At 44.0% G+C, this 18,190-nt stretch carries 17 protein-coding genes; 9 read left to right on the top strand and 8 right to left on the bottom strand.

Going from position 1 to position 18,190, the window contains the following annotated elements; translation table 11 throughout:
- The first annotated feature begins 1 nt into the window (after position 1).
- The gene (locus L0991_05485; protein ID XGB63521.1) at positions 2-892 is read left to right on the top strand and encodes a mechanosensitive ion channel family protein; all 891 of its coding nucleotides are present in this window, start codon (positions 2-4) and stop codon (positions 890-892) included.
- Positions 893-1,015: 123 nt separating this feature from the next.
- On the opposite strand, the gene L0991_05490 is transcribed toward L0991_05485, so the two are convergent.
- Complete coding sequence (locus tag L0991_05490; protein ID XGB63522.1) at positions 1,016-2,635, bottom strand: methyl-accepting chemotaxis protein; 1,620 nt, start codon at positions 2,633-2,635, stop codon at positions 1,016-1,018.
- A gap of 280 nt (positions 2,636-2,915) precedes the next feature.
- Here L0991_05490 and L0991_05495 point away from each other — a divergent pair, with 280 nt between their 5' ends.
- Positions 2,916-3,602 (top strand): hypothetical protein, encoded by a 687-nt coding sequence (locus L0991_05495; GenBank protein XGB63523.1) that lies wholly within the window; start codon positions 2,916-2,918, stop codon positions 3,600-3,602.
- Positions 3,603-3,683: 81 nt separating this feature from the next.
- Here L0991_05495 and L0991_05500 read toward each other — a convergent pair whose 3' ends face one another.
- Positions 3,684-5,711 (bottom strand): cache domain-containing protein, encoded by a 2,028-nt coding sequence (locus L0991_05500; protein XGB63524.1) that lies wholly within the window; start codon positions 5,709-5,711, stop codon positions 3,684-3,686.
- Entirely contained in the window at positions 5,701-7,164 is a 1,464-nt protein-coding gene (locus L0991_05505; protein ID XGB63525.1) for a sigma-54 dependent transcriptional regulator, read from the bottom strand. The genes L0991_05500 and L0991_05505 overlap by 11 nt, the downstream gene beginning before the upstream one ends.
- Positions 7,165-7,467: 303 nt before the next feature.
- Between L0991_05505 and L0991_05510 the strand changes: the two genes are divergently transcribed.
- The 6 genes from L0991_05510 (at position 7,468) to L0991_05535 (ending at position 12,776) form a co-directional block, all read left to right on the top strand.
- Positions 7,468-8,274, top strand: coding sequence for a substrate-binding domain-containing protein (locus tag L0991_05510; GenBank protein ID XGB63526.1), 807 nt, complete (start codon positions 7,468-7,470; stop codon positions 8,272-8,274).
- A 209-nt stretch (positions 8,275-8,483) separates the two neighbouring features.
- The gene (locus L0991_05515; GenBank protein XGB63527.1) at positions 8,484-9,182 is read left to right on the top strand and encodes an ABC transporter permease; all 699 of its coding nucleotides are present in this window, start codon (positions 8,484-8,486) and stop codon (positions 9,180-9,182) included.
- Positions 9,183-9,192: 10 nt separating this feature from the next.
- Positions 9,193-9,912: an energy-coupling factor ABC transporter ATP-binding protein gene (locus L0991_05520; protein ID XGB63528.1), complete on the top strand. Its 720-nt coding sequence runs from the start codon at positions 9,193-9,195 to the stop codon at positions 9,910-9,912.
- Positions 9,890-10,474 carry a molybdenum cofactor guanylyltransferase MobA gene (gene mobA, locus L0991_05525; protein XGB63529.1) on the top strand — a complete coding sequence of 195 codons (585 nt, stop codon included), beginning with the start codon at positions 9,890-9,892 and terminating at the stop codon, positions 10,472-10,474. Before L0991_05520 ends, mobA begins: the two co-directional genes overlap by 23 nt.
- Positions 10,474-12,291, top strand: coding sequence for a bifunctional molybdopterin-guanine dinucleotide biosynthesis adaptor protein MobB/molybdopterin molybdotransferase MoeA (locus L0991_05530; protein ID XGB63530.1), 1,818 nt, complete (start codon positions 10,474-10,476; stop codon positions 12,289-12,291). The genes mobA and L0991_05530 overlap by 1 nt, the downstream gene beginning before the upstream one ends.
- A gap of 218 nt (positions 12,292-12,509) precedes the next feature.
- Positions 12,510-12,776, top strand: coding sequence for a DUF2960 domain-containing protein (locus L0991_05535; GenBank protein XGB63531.1), 267 nt, complete (start codon positions 12,510-12,512; stop codon positions 12,774-12,776).
- A gap of 132 nt (positions 12,777-12,908) precedes the next feature.
- Here the strand turns inward: L0991_05535 and nagK are convergent, their stop codons facing one another.
- Both nagK and L0991_05545 read right to left on the bottom strand, forming a co-directional pair.
- The gene (gene nagK / locus L0991_05540; protein ID XGB63532.1) at positions 12,909-13,817 is read right to left on the bottom strand and encodes an N-acetylglucosamine kinase; all 909 of its coding nucleotides are present in this window, start codon (positions 13,815-13,817) and stop codon (positions 12,909-12,911) included.
- A gap of 163 nt (positions 13,818-13,980) precedes the next feature.
- Entirely contained in the window at positions 13,981-14,727 is a 747-nt protein-coding gene (locus tag L0991_05545; GenBank protein ID XGB63533.1) for a DTW domain-containing protein, read from the bottom strand.
- Positions 14,728-14,799: 72 nt separating this feature from the next.
- On the opposite strand from L0991_05545, the gene L0991_05550 reads away from it, so the two are divergent.
- A complete protein-coding gene (locus L0991_05550; GenBank protein XGB63534.1) occupies positions 14,800-15,597 on the top strand; it encodes a sterol desaturase family protein in 798 nt (265 codons plus the stop codon).
- 26 nt (positions 15,598-15,623) lie between these two features.
- Here L0991_05550 and L0991_05555 read toward each other — a convergent pair whose 3' ends face one another.
- From L0991_05555 to L0991_05565, 3 genes are all read right to left on the bottom strand, one after another.
- Positions 15,624-16,271 carry a PAS domain-containing protein gene (locus L0991_05555; protein ID XGB63535.1) on the bottom strand — a complete coding sequence of 216 codons (648 nt, stop codon included), beginning with the start codon at positions 16,269-16,271 and terminating at the stop codon, positions 15,624-15,626.
- Positions 16,272-16,359: 88 nt separating this feature from the next.
- Positions 16,360-17,634 carry an L-serine ammonia-lyase, iron-sulfur-dependent, subunit alpha gene (locus L0991_05560; GenBank protein XGB63536.1) on the bottom strand — a complete coding sequence of 425 codons (1,275 nt, stop codon included), beginning with the start codon at positions 17,632-17,634 and terminating at the stop codon, positions 16,360-16,362.
- Positions 17,635-17,674: 40 nt separating this feature from the next.
- Positions 17,675-18,055: a RidA family protein gene (locus L0991_05565; GenBank protein XGB63537.1), complete on the bottom strand. Its 381-nt coding sequence runs from the start codon at positions 18,053-18,055 to the stop codon at positions 17,675-17,677.
- Between the last annotated feature and the right edge of the window lie 135 nt (positions 18,056-18,190).

The raw sequence follows: 18,190 nt of genomic DNA on the forward strand, positions 1-18,190 counted from the left end.
AATGAAGAAGTTATTTGTCCTATTACTTGTTGGCTTGGCGACGGCGGTAAGTTTCCCGACTTACGCGACAGAAGAGTTAGCCAATGTAGAAAACATTTCTAAGATTGCGAGTTTGGTGCGTTGGAGTGGCGTGTTCTTCTCTATCATCGTCATTGCAGCGATGTGGCTGTTATTGAAGTTCATTAACTCAATGGTGACCAGCTTCGGTAGCCAGTTCGTGCAATATCGAATGCTGCTGCAAAAGCTTCAATCGTTCATGCAATTCTTCATTTATGTGAGCACTGGTCTCATCGTGTTCATGATGAGTTTCCGCATTAACGACCAAATCTTGGCTCTGATTGGCGGTACCCTAGCGGTGTCGGTTGGTTTTGCACTTAAAGACTTGGCGGCCTCTTTCATCGCGGGTATCACCGTAATGATTGATAGACCATTCCAAGTAGGTGACCGCGTCACGTTCGAAGGTAACTACGGAGACATTATTACTATTGGTTTACGCTCAGTACGCATGAGAACTTTGAACGACGACATCATTACGATTCCAAACAACAAGTTCCTAAACGAAGTGACCACCAGTGGTAACTATGGCGCGTTGGATATGCAGGTGGTGATCCCGTTCTATGTCGGTATGGATGAGGACATTACCCTCGCCCGTGATCTAATTCAGGAAGCGGCCTCATCAAGCCGTTACATCCACCTACCCAAGCCTGTAACGGTATTAGTAAAGCAAACCATTACTGACAACTACCTAGCAATACAGCTAACCTGTAAGGCTTATGTGGTGGATACAGCCTATGAGAAGCTGTTCGAGACTGATATTACACTTCGTGTCATGAAAGAGTTTAAGAAACACAACATCAACCCACCTAAAATCTCAGTGGCTGCCCACTCTTAATTTTAGGTTGATAGCTAGATTGCTAAAAACAAAAACACCTCTGCACTTGAATAAGATTCGGAGGTGTTTTTTTATGGTTTCCGCCTATTTAACGCTGTTGTCTTTCCGGCTTGGTTAATTGAACTAAACCTTAAAGTACTTCAACTGTTCAGTGAGATGTTCAGTGGTGTTTGCCATCTTCTGACTGTCTTCAGCCAACGATTGTGAAGCCTGTAGCACTTCGTTAGCGGCCAAATGAATCCCAGTGACACTCTCACTCATCTCTGTTGCTACTGTACTCTGCTGCTCAGACGCTGCCGCAATTTGCGAAACCATATCATTGGCGTTGTGTAGCTCATTCACAATCACATCGAGTTGCTGACGTGTCTCGTTAGACGCTACCACACTGTGGTCCACTTTCTCGTTGCTGCTTTGCATCGCATTGAATGTACGTTCGGCTTGCTGTGTTAGCTTCTCAATGGTCGATTGTACTTCGTTCGTAGAGTTCTGTGTGCGGCTCGCTAGATTACGAACTTCATCGGCAACGACAGCAAAGCCACGCCCTTGTTCCCCTGCTCGTGCTGCTTCGATTGCAGCGTTGAGTGCCAGTAAATTGGTTTGTTCTGATACATCACGAATCACACCAACCACTTGGCTTATCTCTGTAACTCCAGATTGAAGATCTCTGACCAAGTTGTTTGCAGTTGAAATGTTCTCAGATACTTGAGATATGGTCGTTGCGGTTACCTGCATGTTTTCATCATTTTGGTTCGCGTGATCGACCACTTTGTTGGTACTCGCAGCGGTGTTTTCTGCATTCATCGCGACATCCGAAATCGTCGCGCTCATCTCTGTCATTGCCGTCGATAACAGTTCAAGTTGTGCATGTTGCGAATTCACGCTGGTAGCTGCTTCTTCACTGGCCTGCGCAATATGACTTGCCATATCACTAGACAGGTCCGCAGACTCGTTTGCTGTGCGAAGCGTCGTTTGTAGTTTGTCGAGCATAGTATCGATTTGGTGGCTCATATCGCCCAACTCATCTTTACGTGTCATGTTCATGCGAACACGAAGGTCACCATCGGCAATCTTATGTGTGTTTTCGATAAGCTTGTTAAGCGGGACCAGTATGTTATTTGAAATCGCATAACCCATCGCAAACAGTAAGCCTGATAGAACTACCGCGACTATGCCTTCCTTCAATGCCAATGCGTAAAAAGCCTCTTGAATATCGGCGACCAGTATTCCTGAGCCAATAATCCAATTCCATTCAGGGAAAAGCTGTACGTAAGAGATTTTATCTTTAAGTTCGCCTTGAGGGCTCATCCACTGATAATCGAGAAAGCCTTTCTCTTCAGGAGCGCGCGAGATCGTCACCATTTCACGCCAATGGTGCTTTCCTGCGCCGTCTTTCAAATTACCCGCGTTGGTGCCATTTAGCTCTGGCTTTAATGGGTGGCTGATAATGTTGAGTTGCTGGTTGAGGATCCAGAAGTAGTTGGTGTTGTCGTAACGAAGCGTTTCAATCGCTTGCAGCGCTCGCTCCTTTGCGACTTCTTCACCGAGCACACTGCGTTGGCTGTAGTAATAGCTGGCTAAGCTAACGGCAGTTTCAACTTGAGCGCTGAGCTTATCTTGACGCTCTTCCATGGAACTGGCTCGTTGTTGTATCAGATTAAATGTTGATGCCATTACCAGTAATACAACCGATAGAACGACAATTGAGGCGAGTTTTGACTTGATAGATAGATTACTTAATTTCATAGCTGGCTGACTTTAATATTTGTTTTGATTATGGATTTTGGACCAAGTTATCAAAATTTCGTACAGTTCAGATGATATGCATCAAGATCGACAAATATACACTGTGTTACATAACCAAAAAGAGGTATAGGTCAAACCGGTAGAGGTTGAGGTTGAAGTTTTCGTAATACTAGATGTTTAGTAATTGATTGATATCAATATAAGTTTCGATTGAAGCTATAACTGTAGCTTACCTTTTACTATATGGTATGATGTACCAAATTTAACTTAGAGATAAAAAATGAAAAACCATGTACTTGTCCCGCTAATATTAGTAACCCTGTCTGGCTGCGCAGCATCAATCCCCCAGAATGCTAAAACAGAAGTTAAATCTTTTAGTACTCCAAAAATCAGCGTTGTCACAAGTGCTTATGTTGGCGATTTTATGATTGATCAAGGAAAAGCTACAACTAAAAAGTATTTGACTGTTAACCAGTCTATTGACGGCGCGTTCTATAATATAAGTCAAGGCTCATATGCTGAAATGGGCTACGATGGCAAGAAATCATGGTTTAACATTTATTCGACTAATGGAGGACTAGTTTCTCCAGGGGCTTTTGTTGATCCTCCTTATGCATTATCTGTGGATGAAACTAAGCAGATTTGTGTTTCTTCTGTGATAGCAAAAGAAGTAAAGTGCTATGAAGGAACATCTAAGATTGAAGATAAAACAATCAACGATAGCGCAAGCTTTCGCCAAACGTTGATATACAATGGTTCAGTGGGAACAAAGCTAAACATTTCATACCGTGAATTTACCAATGATTTGGCTCGTGGGGCTTTCACTAATGATGTTGAGTACGATATGTCAAAATCAAACCTTATCAATTACAAAGGTGCTAGAATCGAAGTCTTAAATTATGACAATAGCTCTATCGAATTCAAAGTCTTGAAACATTTTAGAGAAAATGTGTCTGTAACATTCTAAAAAAATACTAACCTATTAAAACTAAACTCACTCGGGAGTCCCACTGACGAGTGAGTTATACAGTTATATTTTTGCCTAAACTTATAGGTTTGATATTAACAATTGAGGTGTCGCTTTTTGTTGAAGGTAGATACTAAAGCGGCTGCCTTTACCCACTTCTGATTCTACACGTATCTCGCCCCCAATTTGGCTCAAGATACTCTGAGATACGGATAAGCCTAAGCCAGTACCGTCGCGTTTCGTTGTATAGAATGGTGAGAAGATTCGCTTTAATTGCTCTTCTTTGATGCCACAACCTTCGTCTTCAACATGTACGATAGCACCATGAGATACGCCGTTCTCAACCCAGTCTTCACTCGAAATCGTCAATGTTCCCTGCCCGTCCATCGCATGAATCGCATTCATTTGTAGGTTTACCAGAATCTGTAGCAGTTGGTTTCGATTTACTTCAACCGATGTTTTAGCGTTTAGGTTCGAAACGTAAACCATATCGCGCTTTTTCGCCCCGGTTTTCACGAGCGTGATACTTTCATCAACGATCGGGTTGATGTGTTGCCACGTGATCTCATCCTGCACACCACCGTGTCGGCTATATTGCAGCAAGCTTCGCGTAATGTTTCGAATTCGGTCGATTTGCTCCATGATGGCATGGACCTCTTCTTCGACACGGCTGACTTCATCACCTAGCTCAAATTTCATCAACTCAACGTTGCCAAGAATTACTGCTGTTGGGTTATTGATCTCATGAGCAATACCAGCGGTAAGCTCACCGAGCGCTGCCAGTTTCTCATTGACCACCAGCTTATCTCTCGCTTGATTGAGCAGTTTAATGTGTAACTCAAGCTCTTCGGTTTTCTCCTTCAAACTTGCGGTACGTGAATGCACTTTACACTCAAGTTCTAACGCCGCCTGTTGAATCTCTTGATTACGCTCATGAAGCAGATCCAGCATCTTATCGAACTGTTTAGCGAGTAAAGTAAGCTCGTGTTGATCATCCAAGCCCAACGTGCCGATGCGTTTATCTTTGCCCAATTGCACGAGCTTCACCACCTTATGAATTCGTTCAATTGGGTCGAAAAGATCCCGAGCACCGCGGTGAACTATCAAACCAGAAGCAAGCAACAGCAACACAATGATGATGCTGATTTCGCCAAGGTTAGTCAGGTAGGTTTCAATAAGTGGCCAGATTAGATAACCCGTGTAAAGCATGCCAATAACCTTGCCAGACTGGTCATGAATTGGCTGATAAGCGGTGATGTACCATGCGTCATAAACATAGGCACGGTCCAACCACTCTTTGCCCTCGTTGAGAACTTTTGAGTGAACCTCATGAGAAACGCGCGTACCAATCGCTCGACCTTCACTGTTTTCGCTGCTTAGCGGGACGTTTGTGCTCACACGAAGGTCATCAAGAAACACAGTGACAGTACCGACATGGCGATTAAATCCATCTCTTTGCGGATAGATCAGGTTACTGATTTGATCAACCAACTGTGTGCTGTTGTTCAGTAAGATCCCGCCATCAAGAAAACCGATCACATGGCCTTGCTCATCTCTAATCGACACTACAGTGCGGCTCACCAAACCACGAGTCTCAACGTCATTACCATTGAGCATCGGGACTTCCGCTTTTTTGGCAAGGTCACGATCTAAGTAATTGAGTTCTTTACTGTCTAACACACTAAAGAATGACGATTTATTGGTTAAATCTAAGTACTCGAGTTTCTTTGCCACGCTTTCAACACTACGCCAGCGCAAAAAGTCGAGTTCGTAGCGCGCCTTATTCTCTGAAACCCAATGGATAAGTTCCTTCTGAGAAACGCCACTCGATAGTTTCATTTGAAAACTGTAAGACTCGGCGAACGCACGTACGTTGTAAGCTTGTTGGTTTTGAATCAGATGAATACTGTTGTCTGCCACGTCTAAGCGCTCATCGACATCAATTAAAGCACCCTGCCACGTATAGTGCACAGACCAGTACAAAGTGATAGCAACGAGAGCACAAAGCGTCAGAAAAATCGGCGCTGATGTGAGAAACAGTAAGCGGTAACGCACCATTGTTTTGAAACGGAACGCCCACTTTGCCCACCAATGACGTCTAATCGGCATATTCAGAGCCTTCTGTGTTCCAATCTTTGTATTTGCGTTCTAACGTTTTGCGTGCAACGCCAAGATCTCTCGCAGCAGCAGATTTATTGCCATCGTGGAAACTCACAAGTTGTTCGATATGTGCTTTCTCAACTTCTTTGAGTGTCCAAGTGTTCGGGTATCCTTCAGCAGCGTCCGTTGGATTCAAGTTTGGCACTTCAGCTCCGTGTGACACCGTCACTGAAATATTCGCTGGCGCAGGTTCGCCATTTATCTCTCGCCAATAGTGAGCTGGTGGCTTATCTAATAGAATGCAGCGCTCAACCATGTTCTTAAGCTCACGAATATTGCCTGGCCATTCGTATTCATTCATCGCCAAGATATCTTCGTGCGCCCAATGAGGAACCGGCATACCCAGTTCACTCGACAATAGACGAGTGAAATATGGAACAAGCTCTATCAGATCGGATGGTCTTTCACGTAAAGGAGTCACATCAATCTTGAGTACATTGAGTCGGTAAAATAGATCGCGACGGAAATGCCCTTTCTCGACCTCTTCTTGAAGGTTTCGATTGGTTGCCGCGACAACACGAACGTCTACAGAAATCTCTTTCTCACTGCCTACCGGGCGAATGGTTCGCTGCTCGAGCACTCGCAATAATGCGGATTGCATTGGCAGTGGCATTTCGCCGATTTCATCAAGGAATAACGTACCGCCGTTAGCGACTCTGAATAAACCTTCACGATTCTTCTTCGCACCAGTAAAGGCGCCAGAGGTGTGACCAAATAATTCACTTTCGAGAAGCTCTGGTGCAATCGCACCACAGTTGATTGGTACGAATGGTCCATTGCGCTTACTGGCCTCATGAATACCACGGGCAACCAACTCTTTACCGGTACCTGACTCACCTTCTACCAGCACTGACGCTCGTGATGGTGCAAACTGGCTGATAAGCAGTTTGAGTTGTTTGGTCTTATCTGAATTACCAATAATCTCGGTTTTTATGTGGCGGCTGACATCACGCTTCAACGCGTACTGCATTCTTTGGTCAAGGCGCTTATCCATACAACGAAGTACAGCTTGTATCATCTGCTCTAGGTTGAATGGTTTTAAAATAAAATCTGAAGCACCGAGCTTGAGTGCAGATATGGTCATCTCCAGATCGGCATAGCCAGTCATAAAGATGACATCTGCTTTTCGGTCGCTATCATTGAAGGCTTCTTCCCACTCGATACCAGAGCGGCCCGGAAGATTGATATCAAGAACGATTAGATCGAAGTGTTCATTGCAACGTAGCGTTTCAGCTTCTTCTACAGAGCCCGCACTCGACACCTTGCCAAAATACTTACCTAGTGCTTTCTTTAAAATTGCCTGCATACCAATTTCATCATCAACCACCAGGACAGAAAATGCCTGATATTGGGTCAAAGTGTTTGGATTGGGGTTAGAGGCGTTTGAACTAGGTAAAGACATAATGATCAGCCGTTGGGGAAAGTTGGGACAGAGTGTACCAATTAACCTTTTGTTCAACAGGGACAATGTGCGACATTTTGTCCTAGCTCATGTTTTGGTTTATTTTATCTCGCAAAATGACGCAGTTTTGTCCGAAATAACAGCAATTTAATGAGACTTGATGCATTATTTATTGGCATTAAGATTGCTTATAGGGAGAGGATTTCTAATTACTATAATTGGCATCTTATGCACATGTCCTTCTTTGAGCCCTTTAAAACAGAAGACATGTCATTCATTTCTAACAAAATGGACATAATAATAATGAAAGCAATTCCCCTAACTATTGCAGCTCTATCTATCGTCAGTTACTCGGCTAGCAGCGCAGAAGACACCACTCATATCAAGCTTGCGACAACGACAAGCACTTATCACTCAGGTCTTCTGGACTACTTACTGCCTGAATTCGAAAAAGATTCGGGTATCAAAGTTGATGTTTTAGCGGCGGGTACTGGTAAATCACTTCGCATGGGTGAAAACGGCGATGTGGATTTGGTGATGACACACGCACCAAAAGCCGAAGCTAACTTTGTTGAGAAAGGCTACGGTGTACTTCCTCGTAAACTAATGTACAACGATTTTGTAATCGTTGGCCCTGCAAGTGACCCAGCGAAAGTTGAATCTCAAAAAGCAGTCGCTGATGTATTTAAAGCGATTGCGACAAACAATGTCACATTCGTGTCTCGTGGTGACGATTCAGGTACACATAAGAAAGAGATGGGTATCTGGGCTCAAACTAAGATGGAGCCAAACTTTGGCGGTTACCGCAGTGTTGGCCAAGGCATGGGCCCTACTCTGAACATGGCGTCAGAGATGCAAGGCTATACAATGACTGACCGTGGCACTTGGTTGGCTTACCAAAACAAATTGGATCTTAAAATCCTTTTCCAAGGTGACGAAAACCTATTCAACCCTTACCAAGTGATTCTAGTTAACCCAGAGCGTTACCCAAGCATTCATTACCAAGCAGCAAAAACGTTCAGCGATTGGTTAGTTAATCCTAAAGGTCAAAAACTGATTAACGACTTTAAGCTGCACGGCAAGCAACTGTTTGTGGCAAGTGCTGAGTAGTTTGTGGCTTACGCGGACTAATCCTTAGCTTGTGCTAAATAGGTTTAAAGATTCACTCTTTGCCAAATAGCACTACGCTTAACTAGTCAGCAAACCAAACAAGTAAAGAAATAATAGCTGGCCAATAAGGCTCATTAATATTGTGTCAGCTATGATTAACATCAGTCATTACCGATAAAAACCTATTATCGATTCACACGAGATACTTCATGACCTTATGGCAAACAACGCTAGATGCATTGAATTTACTGGTGAATTTTGACCACGATCTGTGGCAAATCGTCGCGGTGTCCTTCAGTGTATCTTTGTCCGCCATCTCTTTGGTAATTGTTCCCTCTATCATCATGGCTTTCTTATTGGCCTACACGGAATTCCCTGGGAAATGGGCGTTACTTTCTGTAATCAACACATTACAAGCAATACCAACCGTGGTTATTGGCTTGTTGATGTACATGATGCTTTCTCGTTCTGGCCCACTGGGCGACTGGCAACTGCTATTCACTCAAAAAGCTATGATTTTAGGTCAGATGCTGATCTGCTTCCCTATTCTAGTTGCCATGATGCACGGTGCGCTGCAAGCCAGTGATCGCCGAGCTGTGGAAACGGCACGCACTCTGGGAGTTTCAACCACTCGTGTTGCGTGTACCTTGATTTGGGAAACTCGTTTTCCTCTATTGGCGGCAGTCATTGCAGCGTTTTCTCGCATCGTCACTGAAGTCGGTTGTTCAATGATGGTTGGCGGCAACATTATGGGAATGACAAGAAACATCCCTACTGCTATTGCAATGGAAAGTCACAAAGGTGCTTTCGCTCAAGGTGTGGCGTTAGGCATGGTTTTATTGGCACTGGCATTAGCCCTTAACTTTTTCCTTTCGAGTGTGAGAGGAAAAGGCTATTTAAGAACTTAGGAACGCTGTCATGAGTATAAAAATAACAACGCAGCAAATTTCAATGCGCTACAAAGAGCGTGTTTTGTTCCACATCCCTGAACTGTCGATCGGTCCGAACGATGCGATTTATCTTAAGGGCGATAACGGTGTAGGAAAAACCACTCTACTAAAAATTCTGTCTGGATTGATTAAGCCGAGTTCTGGCCGTATTCAGTCACCGACACAAAGCTGGCAACATAATCTGTTTCCTCGACTAAAATTTAAAGACATCATCTATCTGCATCAGACGCCTTACCTATTTGATGGTTCTGTGTACCAAAATGTCGCTTATGGGATTCGCTTTAATAAAGAGAGCCAAAAAGATAAGCGAGCTCAAATTATTAACGCGTTGAGGATGGTAGGTTTAGAAACCCTAGCAGATGAACACATTTCTGTGTTGTCTGGTGGTGAACGTCAACGCGTAGCAATGGCAAGAGCTTGGATTCTCAAGCCATCAATTTTGCTGATGGACGAGCCAAGTGCTTCTTTAGACAAAGAATCTATTGAAAGATTGGTGATTATGGCCGAAGATCTTCTTCAGAGAGGCGCGAGTTTAGTCATTACCAGTCACCAAACCAACGCGTTAACCGATTTGTGCAAGAAGCAATGGTGGATCAAAGACAACACCCTGACTGAGTCACCGCTTCTGCAAGTAATTAAAAAGAACAAAGCACAAGAGAATATTTATGCTGCTTCCAACGCAAACTAGTTGGGTTATTTTGGCTGGCGGACAAGCCAGCCGTATGGGCGGAAAAGATAAAGGACTCGTTGAGCTCAACGGTTCCCCGCTTATTCAATACGTAATAGACAAGCTGTCACGACAAGATGTCAGCATCACCATCAATGCCAACCGTAACTTAGAAAGTTACCAAGCATTCGCTCCGGTTGTATCCGATTCCTTCCCTGATTATCCAGGTCCATTGGGCGGTATTCATGCCGGCCTTAAAAATGCGACCACTGATTGGGTCGGTTTTGTCCCGTGTGACAGCCCACAAATTAGTGATGATCTCGTACAACGCTTTTGTGCGGCTGTAAAAGAAGACAGTGACATTCTTGTGGCTCACGATGGTGAATTTAAACAACCCGTGTTTACCCTATTCCACAAGCGTGTTCTTCCAAAGCTAGAAGCCTTTTTAGAACGTGGCGATCGCAAGATAATCTTACTCTACAAAGAGTGTGTCACTGAGTACGTTGATTTCAGCGATGCACCAAACTGCTTTGTAAACCTTAATACGCCAGAAGAACTCACCCAATTCGGAACGCTTCAATAATGAAAGATTCAAAACAACGCCCTAACCTGCCGTTATTAGGTTTCGCAGCCTACAGCGGCACAGGTAAAACAACTGTACTTGAAGCTCTGTTACCTTTGTTAACCGACGCAGGTTTGAAAGTTGGCGTTCTTAAACATGCTCACCACGATTTTGATGTCGATAAGCCGGGCAAAGACAGCTATCGCTTACGTAAAGCTGGTGCGAACCAAATGTTGATCAGCTCTCGCAACCGTAATGTGATGATGACCGAAACACCGGAAGCAGAAGCGGATTTTGATTACCTATTAACGCGCTTCGATACGAGCACGCTTGATCTGATTTTGGTTGAAGGCTGCAAGAACATCGCTTTCCCTAAAATCGAGCTTCACCGTGATGAAGTAGGTAAACCTTGGCTTTATCCAAACGATGACAACATCATTGCTATCGCAGCAGACAGCAAAGTCGAATCTGATCTGCCACAAATGGCAATCAGCGACTTAGAAGCAATTCGTGATTTCATCATTGAATACGCTCAGTCATTTGATCCAGTATCGAAAACAAGCAAAACATCGGCGTGTTCATCATCAAAAGATAATACACCGATTGTATGTTGCGACTCTTTCTCTCCCGCAGGTCTTACCGTGACTCAAGGTCAGCAAAAGATTGTTGATAGTATTGATGCACTAGAGCTGACGGAATCTGTTGCCCTAGAACAAGGGTATGGTCGCGTATTGGCGGAAGATGTTATCTCACCAATCAATGTACCTCAGAACACGAACTCTGCAATGGACGGTTACGCCATTCGTAGTGAAGATTTGGATCTGGATAGCTACCACGTTGTTGCTGAAGTTATGGCAGGACACAGCTACGACAAGACAGTTCAACAAGGTGAAGCGGTTAAGATCATGACAGGTGCACCAATGCCGGAGGGTGTTGATGTGGTTGTTATGCGTGAGCAGGCTGTTCAAGAAGGTGACACAGTTAGTTTCCCAGATGCGAAAATCTCAGTAGGACAAAATGTCCGTATGGCGGGTGAAGATCTTGAAATCGGCCAACCTGTCTTTACTCGTGGTACAAGAATCGAAGCACCAGAAATGGGCATGATGGCATCACTAGGTTTTGGTACCTGCCCTGTTCTACGTAAAGTGAAAGTTGGCGTATTCTCGACAGGTGATGAAGTTCAAGCACCAGGTAGCGAGCAAAAACCAAATTCTATTTACGATTCAAACCGTTTTACTATTATTGGTATGCTTCAAAAACTGGGCTGTGACATCGTTGATTACGGCATTATTGAAGATGACGAACAGAAGATGATGGATGTCCTTCATGCTGCGTCGTTAGAGACTGACATGGTATTAACGTCTGGCGGTGTATCTGTTGGTGACGCTGACTACATCAAACTCGCGCTCGATAAATTGGGTGAGATTAACTTCTGGCGTATCAACATGCGCCCGGGGCGTCCTCTTGCTTACGGTAAAATTGAAGATAAACCATTCTTTGGTTTGCCAGGCAATCCAGTCGCAGTAATGGTGTCATTCATCAACTTTGTCGAGCCAGCGATTCGCAAGCTGCAAGGCCAAACAAACTGGACACCAGTAAAAGCGAATGCAGTAGCTACTGAGCAATTACGTTCTCGCCAAGGTCGTACTGAATTTAGTCGTGGTGTGTTTACTATGAACGAATCAGGTGTACTTGAAGTTAAGACAACGGGTAAACAAGGCTCAGGCATTCTGCGCTCAATGAGTGAAGCAAACTGCTTAATTGAAATTTCACCATCGGTTGATACCGTAAAAGTTGGTGAAACAGTGACGATCATTCCACTGCAAGGCCGTGTTTAATTAATAAAACAGCCTAAGGTATGTTGATTGCACTAGAGCTCGAACATTCGAAGCCCCTTCTACGATGGTTTAGTCGCAAGGGGCTTTTATATTTCTGAGCTAACCTTAATAAGTAACCCATTAACTAAGTTAATCTTAAGATTTCTTACCATTACCTTGAGCGACGTACGGTTTTTATGTAGAGTGCGCCCAAAGTAAAAATTCTATTGGAGCGCATCATGGCTCGTACCATTCTGTACACGTACAAAGACGAAGAAAAAGAGTTACTGTTTTCAAAACAAGAACACCGCACGATCCAAGAAGCGGTTGCGGATGCTGAAGGCATAGATATCACTGAATACCTAAAAACAGAGCAGCAGCTTGAGTTGATTTCAGACACTAAAGCGGTTCGTAACTACCAAGACAACTACTTCCGTAAGCTAGGTTTTTCAAAGCTTACACTGAAGCAAAAAGAAAACCTTGGTGTTGGTAAAAAGAAGAAGTAATTTCCTAGTGAGCTTCGTTCTTAATAACGAGTTACTGGCTCTAATCACCAAACAATAAAAAATGCCGCAACCTCTTTTGAGATTGCGGCATTTTTATTTATTCTGCGTAATGTGTTTAGCTGAAAACCATCACTATTTGATGTTTAAGAATGCAGCACCACGAACGCCGCCTGAATCACCGTGTTTTGCTTTGATGATCTTCGGACACTTAGCAACAGACAGTAAGTACTTAGGCACACGCTTTGGCATTTCTTCGTAGATAAGCTCGAAGTTTGAAAGACCGCCACCCAAAGCAACAACGTGTGGATCTAGGCCAGTAAACAAGTTCGCAAAGCAGATTGCTAAAAGCTCCATGAAGCGGTCAACGTGTTCAGCCGCTTTAGCCTCACCTTCGTTGTAAGCTTGGATAATCTCAATCGCTTTCTTCTTCTCGCCAAAGTAGTGCTCGTAAATCAATTCGAAACCACGGCCCGATAGGTAGCTGTCTAGACAACCTTTTTTACCACAACCACAACCTAATAGCGGTGCGTTGTCGCCAAGGTGGAACCATGCATCCAAAGGTAGACGCATATGGCCTAGCTCACCGGCAACGTGGTTACGACCAGAGAATACCTTACCTTCGTAAACTAAACCGCCGCCAAAACCTGTACCTAGAATTAGACCTGCAACTGATGGCTCGTCTTTTAGCTCGTCATCCCATGCTTCAGAAAGCGCGAAACAGTTCGCATCGTTTTCGATCTTTACGCTACGACCGATTAGCGCTTCTAAATCTTTACGTAATGGCTTACCTGTTGATGCAGGAACATTAACAACCAGCATAGTGCCGTCGTCTGCGTTTTCCATACCAGGAAGGCCAAGGCCGATTTTGCCTTCGCAAGAGAATTCGCTATCGTATTTCTTTACTAAACCAGCGATCGTATCCAGCAGTAATTGATAGTCATCTGTTGGTGTTGGAACGCGCTCTGTCGCTACTCGCTCAAGTTTCTCATTGAATGCACCAAATTCAATTTTAGTGCCGCCAACATCGAAGCCGTAATACATGAAATCTCTCCAATTTTTCCCTAAATTCGGGCAAATAAACTCTTTAAATAAAACAACTGGGGAACATTATCCATAACACTCCCCCTACAAACCGTGATAGATAACAAACTTATCTCGTGTTTGAGTCTGTTTGAACAACAAGTCAGCACAAAGCGGTTAAAGGTTAGAGTGACGTCTCATTTTTACTGTGCTCTATGAAAGCATTCAGGCTTGGTTTGGTCGGATCCGACTTGTAACGAGTCTTACTTAGCATGTAGCTTTCGCGAAATGCTTCAAACCAGAGCTGTAATGTTTTTGCGCCCTGCTCTTCACCAGCCTGTTTTAATACCAAGCTTGCTACTTCTGCAGTTGAGAGGTGTTGCTCATTATCTGACTTTCGCATCATGTATTGAGAAACCGATTCAGGTTCAATCGACAACACAGGTAAATCTTGCAGGTACTCAGAACGTCTAAAGATACGTCTTGCTTCACGCCAGCTACCATCGATGAAGATCAGAAGTAGCTTTTTGTTTGGATCACGCATTTGCGGCAGGTCTTGAACCACTCGTGATTTGTCATCGGTATAGTCTTCTGGGAATACAATCACAGGTTGATACTTTTCGTCCTTAAGAACATCAAGCATCTCTGTGTTTGGCTCAGTTCGATACCAAAGGTACACATGGCTGTCTTTCACCGTGTCTACTATCAAACGGCCCGTGTTACTTGGTTTTAAGATTTCGTTATCAGACAAGATCAACATGGTCGCTACGTTCGTATCTATGTCTGGTTGATGCTCGCAGATACAACTGTCTTGTTTGATTTTGCAATACTCACATCGCACCACCTTACATCCACGCGCGTTAAACGGCTTTGTAGAAAGTGATAAACGGTGTTGGTACAAACGGTGGAAAGCGTGAATTCTCATGGACAATAACGATAGATAGAACTAGAAAAGTGGCACGATTGTACTTACAGTGGCTTGATAATGATAGAAGGAATTCTTATGCAGGACCCATCACTACTTCGCCTTGTCTGTTTTATCACCGCTTTTGTCTTGTGTGCTTTGTGGGAATACCAAGCACCTAGAAAAAAACTAACGCAAAACAAGTGGTTTCGATGGGGAAATAACTTCTCATTAATGGCGCTTAACAGTGTTTTACTGGCGACATTAATACCTGTTGCGGCATTTCAAGCGGCACTGATTGCGGAACAAAATCAATGGGGTCTGTTCAATAACGTCAGCCTACCCTTTGAAATCACCGTGTTCCTTTGTGTCTTGTTATTAGATCTTGCCATTTACACTCAGCACCTCGTCTTCCACCGTATACCAGCTCTATGGAAACTTCATCGCGTTCATCACGCCGATCTGGATATAGACGTAACTACGGGTACCCGCTTTCATCCAATTGAGATGATTTTATCGATGTTGATTAAGGTCGCGTTGATTTCCGTTTTGGGCGTACCGGCACTAGCGGTTGTAATATTCGAGGTCGTACTGAATGTGAGTGCCATGTTCAATCACAGCAACGGTCGTTTACCTTTATGGTTCGACAAACAGCTTCGCAAAGTCATTGTTACGCCAGACATGCATCGAGTGCACCATTCAGTCATCGTCAAAGAGACCCACTCTAATTTTGGTTTCTTCTTATCGGTGTGGGATATCTGGTTTAAGACGTATCGTGCTCAACCCGAGCTTGGTCACGATAAGGTAAGCATCGGTGTACCAGAAATACGTGATGGGAAGGAACAGAGGCTAGATAAACTGATTACCCAGCCATTTAGATACAACCAGAACAAATAGAATGAGAGATAGCTAACCAACAAACGTTAGGCTTTTAGTTCACGTAGGTAGCGGTAGATGGTATGGATAGAGATATCGAGTCCTTTTGCCGCGATTTGGGCGCTGTCTTTTAAATCGAAAATCCCCATCTCATGCAATCGAGTGACAATCTCTCGGCTCTTCTTCGATGGCGCGATGTCTGCGTCGTTACTTACCTGTTCTCTTACCGTTTCAATTGAGCTGTGCATCATCTCTTCATTACTACGCGCAAAGGTTTCAGGCGTTGTTTGAGGACGGTCGACATGTGGTAGCAAACAAGGGACAAGTGAATGCATCACTTCTTGAAAAGGTGCGTCGAGGTTGGTGTTGATGCACAACAAACCAATGGCTTGTTGTTGAGGGTTTCGAATGATGGTCGTCATTGAGCGTAAGGTTTTGCCATCGGGACATTTTGTCATGTAAGCGCCCGAAACATCGTTACCTTGAGTGAGCTTCATCAATGCTAAATTAGTAATTGGAGCCCCTACTTCTCGCCCGGTGACGTGGCTATTCGCAATTTTAATAATCGAAGGATTACGAACATCTAAACTGTGTAGTAACACTTCGGTATGCTCGCCATACATTGCGGCGATGCCATCAACGATGTTCTCGATTGCGTGCAAGATGTCATAGTCACTTTGAGATAATTCGAACACTGAGTCCTTCCTCTTTTGGCGAGAAAACCGCTAAGTAAAAATTACCAAGCGGTTCGTCTTAAAAATAGTTTGAATCAAAAACGTTTGATTACGCTGACATTATATCAATAATCGTAGAGTCTGTAACACTCATACCAGCGGTAACCAATTTTCCAATATTGCGGATACTGGTCTCAACATCATCAGCAACGATGCCCTGGTTGTGTGCCTCATTACAGCGCATTGCCATTAAGAAACCATTAACTGCAGCACTGGTTGAGGTTTTCACTTTCATTGCGCAGGTAGACTTAGCGCCATCACACACCATGCCTGAACAATCACTCAGGACATTTTGAATCGCGTAGCAGCCTTGCTCAAACGACCCTTTTGCTAGATATACCATCGCCATAGCCGCTGAAGCGCTCGTGACTGTGTTCCCACAAAATGCAGACAACGGTGGATAATGCGACTTAATGTAAATCGCACCTAAGTGACTCATGATTAATGCTCGTGCCAATTGTTCTTGAGTCGCTTTAAAGTGCTCGGCAATAACCGCGACAGGGATTGTTGCAGCTATCCCTTGGTTACCGCTACCAAAGTTACTCATGGCAGGTAGAGTCGCACCGCCCATTCGAGCATCAGACGCGGCAGCCGTTTGCATGACGATCTTATTCATCAAGTCTTCTGCCATTAGGCCTAATTGAATGCCTTGTACCATAGTACGCCCGACTTCAAGCCCATAGGCATGAGCTAACCCTTCTTCTGACAGCTTGCCGTTGAGAGCCGATGCTTCGAGTATAAAAGCAATATCGTCGAAGTCCGCACTGGTGGCAAAGTTGTAGATGCTACCAATATCAATATCGATTCCATCACAGATAGAACCTGTTGGTATTGTTTGATCGCAATCTTGGCTGAATAGAACTGTGCCATTTAAGGTTTTTTTGATGATCTGAGTATGACCGCCGCTGATTTCTACGGCCGCTATTTGACCTTCAGATTCTACTTCCGCATAGCAATAGATGAATTCGTCTACATCTTTACGGTGTGCGCTGACTTGGCCTGCGTCAATCAACGCTTGTGCTTTTTCGACATCTTTTTCGCTGATGTTCGCCAACACTTCTAAGCCAGCGTGTGGGTCCCCACCAATCGCACCCACGGCTGCAGCTATGGGTAGGCCAATTTTTCCTGTCCCCGGAACAAACACGCCCATAGAGTTTTTGTATAAATTATCCGACACATACACGCGAACTTTATCGGGAGCACCCACAAGCATCTTGGCCGCAACAGAACAAGCGTAAGCTGCGGAGATGGGCTCTGTACAGCCAAGCGCTGGCTTCACGACGGTATTCAAAATATCTTTATACTGTTGCCATTGGTGTTTCATAGTAAGGACCTCACACTATTCTTCAATTATTTACGAGCAGTTACTTACGACCAGCAATCGCTTCGATTTCGATTTTCACGCCTAAAGGAAGATCCTTCACTGCAAAACAGCTACGTGCAGGACAGTCTTTTTCAAAGAACTCTTTGTACACTTCATTGAAAGCTGCAAAGTCATTAATGTCTGATAAGTAACACGTTGTTTTTAGTACTTGATCTAGGTCGCTGCCTGCAGCTTGTAAAACATATTGGAGGTTAAGCAGTGACTGACGAGATTGCTCACTTACGCCACCTTCTACAACACCACCTTTCTCTTTACACACCGGTAATTGACCTGATGTGAAAACAAGGTTTCCGAATGCGTTACCGTGTGAGTATGGACCAATGGCTTCCGGCGCTTGATTTGCTGTAATGATTTCTTTCATGATTCTTCCTATTCAGATTGGCTAAATATTTCAACTACAGTTTAAACACTGAAAATAATAAAATGCAAAAATAGTTGCAATAAATACTAAAAAAACCATTCAATCAAAGATCTCAAAAATGGAAGTCATTTTAAG

The organism is Vibrio chagasii, from assembly GCA_041879415.1.
Lineage (GTDB): Bacteria > Pseudomonadota > Gammaproteobacteria > Enterobacterales > Vibrionaceae > Vibrio.